Below are 2,398 nucleotides of genomic sequence, written 5' to 3' on the forward strand. Positions count from 1 at the left end.
TCCGCGATCGCGCGGAGCTGGTGAGCGGCCTCTTCCCGGCTCAGGGTCTGCTTCTTCTCAATCTTGACGATGTCCATGCGTCGACTACATCACTCGAGTCGAGCATCCGCGACGAACGACGAGTGAACCGATTGCGAAATGTGGATGCGATCGGGTCGCGATTGCTTGGGGCTTGGGTGCCGGTAGCGTCGGGCGGCTTCGAGCGAGCGGCCACGACAGTTGCAGCGGCCGTGTGGCAATCGCGCGGCCAACTCGCCCCGCTGATCGACCGAGACCCCAAGGCGAAGAGCGAACACGTGTGGAACGCCGAACGCCAGACGCTCGTCGGAATCACAGTTGTCGCAAATATTGCGACAACTGCCCCTGATGGGAAAAGGAACGAGGTCTAGCACTTCAACCCCCAAATGGCTCTGCGGGCCGGGTCAGCAGCTCGGCGAGCACGTGCTCTTTCGCGCGAACAGGCGCGAGCGCATCGGAGACGAAGGCCACACAAGTGAGCAGTCCGCGAGCGTCGTCAAAGTCACGAGTCGTAGATGTCGCCGCGGTGCCCCACAGCCAGCGCGAGGATCACGAGCTCAGCATCGCGAATCTCGCACAGCACGCGGTAGTCGCCAACCCGGTAGCGCCAGATTCCGGCGCGGTCGCCGACGAGCGCTTTCCCGCGCGAGTGCGGGTCGTCGAGCCCTGACGCCTCGTCGAGGAAGTCGACGATTCGACGGGCCACCTGTCGATCGAGCTTGCGGAGCTGCCTCAGCGCGGTTGCGGTGTACTCGACCTCATAGGCCAAGTTCGCGCCTCACCTCGGCGGCCGAGTAGCGGGGCTCATCGCGTTCGAGAGCGGCGATTGCCAGAAGGTAATCGGCGCGATCGGCAAGAAAGTCGTCGAGGGCTCGCTTGACGTAGTAGCTCTTGCTGCGGCCCGTCTCGCGCGCGAGACGCTCGAGCATCGCATCCTGTTCTGCACTCAGTCGCACGGACAGCATTCTGGCCTCCCTGCCACCAGTGTATGACGTGTATGACAAACGTGCGCAGCTTGTTCGACCGAGCCCAACGCTGTGGAGGAGGCCGCGGCTAGTCGCTCGCGGGTCGGATTGCGTAGACGAAGGTCGACACAGTGCTGCCGTCGGTGAGCCGTGCCGACACGAGCACGCGCCCGTAGCCGGGGCCCTCGAAGTCGTCGAGGCGGCTCCAGTGGTCGGGCAGCTCGGCACTCGCGAAGAGCAGCCCGTCGACCCAGGGCGCGGACTCGTCGGGCGTGAGGCCGGGGTGGCCGAGGGCGGCTCCCCACCCTTGCGCGACGAGGTGCCCGCGCACCTGCGCCGGAGTCCACGTGGCCTGGAGGTCGGCGAGCACGTGCTCGTTCGAGCGCCCGGGCGCGAGGGTGCCGTAGACGAAGAGGCGCGGGGGAGCATTCGTCGCCGACGACGGGGTGAGGGCATCAGTCACGGTGCCAGCGTAGAAGATCGGTGCAGTCGTGATGAGTGCTTTCAACCGAGATGCTGGAGTGTCTCGCGCTGGGCTCGATCAGTCGTCGAGCGTCAGGGGCAGTGACTCGATGTCGGCCGCGATGACCTGCCGGTCATCCTCATCGCTGATGGTGTCGAGCAGGGCGAGGCTCTCGTCGCGGGCTTGCCGCGCTGCTTCGAGATTGCCGGCCACGGCGTGTGCGCGGGCGAGGCCTTCGTGCGCGCTTGCGCGAACCCAGTCTTCGACTGTGGGTGTTTGGGCGTAGTCGACGGCCCGCTCCGCGTGAAAGACAGCGCTCGGCCCACGCCCGAGCGCGGCGTTCACGCGGGAAATCTGCCACTCACCGATCGAGCGGTGCTGATCGGTGCCGACGTTGTCCCAGTGAAACCGCGACGCATGGGCCATGTGCAGCGTGCGGTCGTCATCGCGCGCGGTTCGCTCCTCGTTCTGCAGCAAGCTCCAGGTCTCGTTGTAGAGCCGAGCGGCGAGGGCCCGCTCGTCGTCGGCGGGTTCGGCGGGCGTGTGATCGAGAGTCATGAGCACTCCAGGGGTGTCGTCGATGAGGTGAGTGAGGGCGTGGATCGAATGACGGATGCGCTCGCCACGTGACTGCAGGCGCGTGCGGTGGGCCGCGAGCAGCCGTCGAACGTCGAGGTCGTCATCGTGAGTGATGATCGTGCGGATCGTCTCGAGCGGAAGCTCAACCTCGCGAAGCCGCGCGATTCGGCGAGCGAGCGCAACCTGTTCGTCGCTATAGAGCCGATAGCCCGACGGAGAACTGCTCGTCGGTACAAGCAACCCACGCTGGTCGTAGTGCCGCAGCGCCTTCGGGGTGAGACCCGACAGACGCGCAACCTCTCCGACCGTGTAGTGCCGCCGTTGCTCCATGGTTGTCGACTGTAGAAGGTTGCCGCGGGGGAGGGTCAAACCC

The 2,398-nt window shown here is 66.0% G+C and carries 5 protein-coding genes; 1 reads left to right on the forward strand and 4 read right to left on the reverse strand.

Annotation, left to right across the window (positions count from 1 at the left end; genetic code table 11):
• The coding region (locus SFU54_RS01360; protein ID WP_319014519.1) for a hypothetical protein at positions 1 to 389 on the forward strand (389 nt) is incomplete at its 5' end.
• Between the two features lie 131 nt (positions 390 to 520).
• Here SFU54_RS01360 and SFU54_RS01365 read toward each other — a convergent pair.
• The 4 genes from SFU54_RS01365 to SFU54_RS01380 all read right to left on the reverse strand — a co-directional run.
• The gene (locus tag SFU54_RS01365; RefSeq protein ID WP_319014520.1) at positions 521 to 787 is read right to left on the reverse strand and encodes a type II toxin-antitoxin system RelE/ParE family toxin; all 267 of its coding nucleotides are present in this window, start codon (positions 785 to 787) and stop codon (positions 521 to 523) included.
• On the reverse strand, positions 777 to 974 hold the full coding sequence (locus SFU54_RS01370; protein WP_319014521.1) for a ribbon-helix-helix protein, CopG family: 198 nt from the start codon (positions 972 to 974) through the stop codon (positions 777 to 779). Before SFU54_RS01370 ends, SFU54_RS01365 begins: the two co-directional genes overlap by 11 nt.
• A gap of 97 nt (positions 975 to 1,071) precedes the next feature.
• On the reverse strand, positions 1,072 to 1,446 hold the full coding sequence (locus SFU54_RS01375; protein WP_319014522.1) for a gamma-glutamylcyclotransferase family protein: 375 nt from the start codon (positions 1,444 to 1,446) through the stop codon (positions 1,072 to 1,074).
• A gap of 78 nt (positions 1,447 to 1,524) precedes the next feature.
• Positions 1,525 to 2,398: MerR family transcriptional regulator (locus SFU54_RS01380; protein WP_319014523.1), on the reverse strand; the 874-nt coding region annotated here is incomplete at its 5' end.

Source organism: Microcella sp. (genome assembly GCF_033763155.1).
Taxonomy (GTDB): domain Bacteria; phylum Actinomycetota; class Actinomycetes; order Actinomycetales; family Microbacteriaceae; genus Microcella.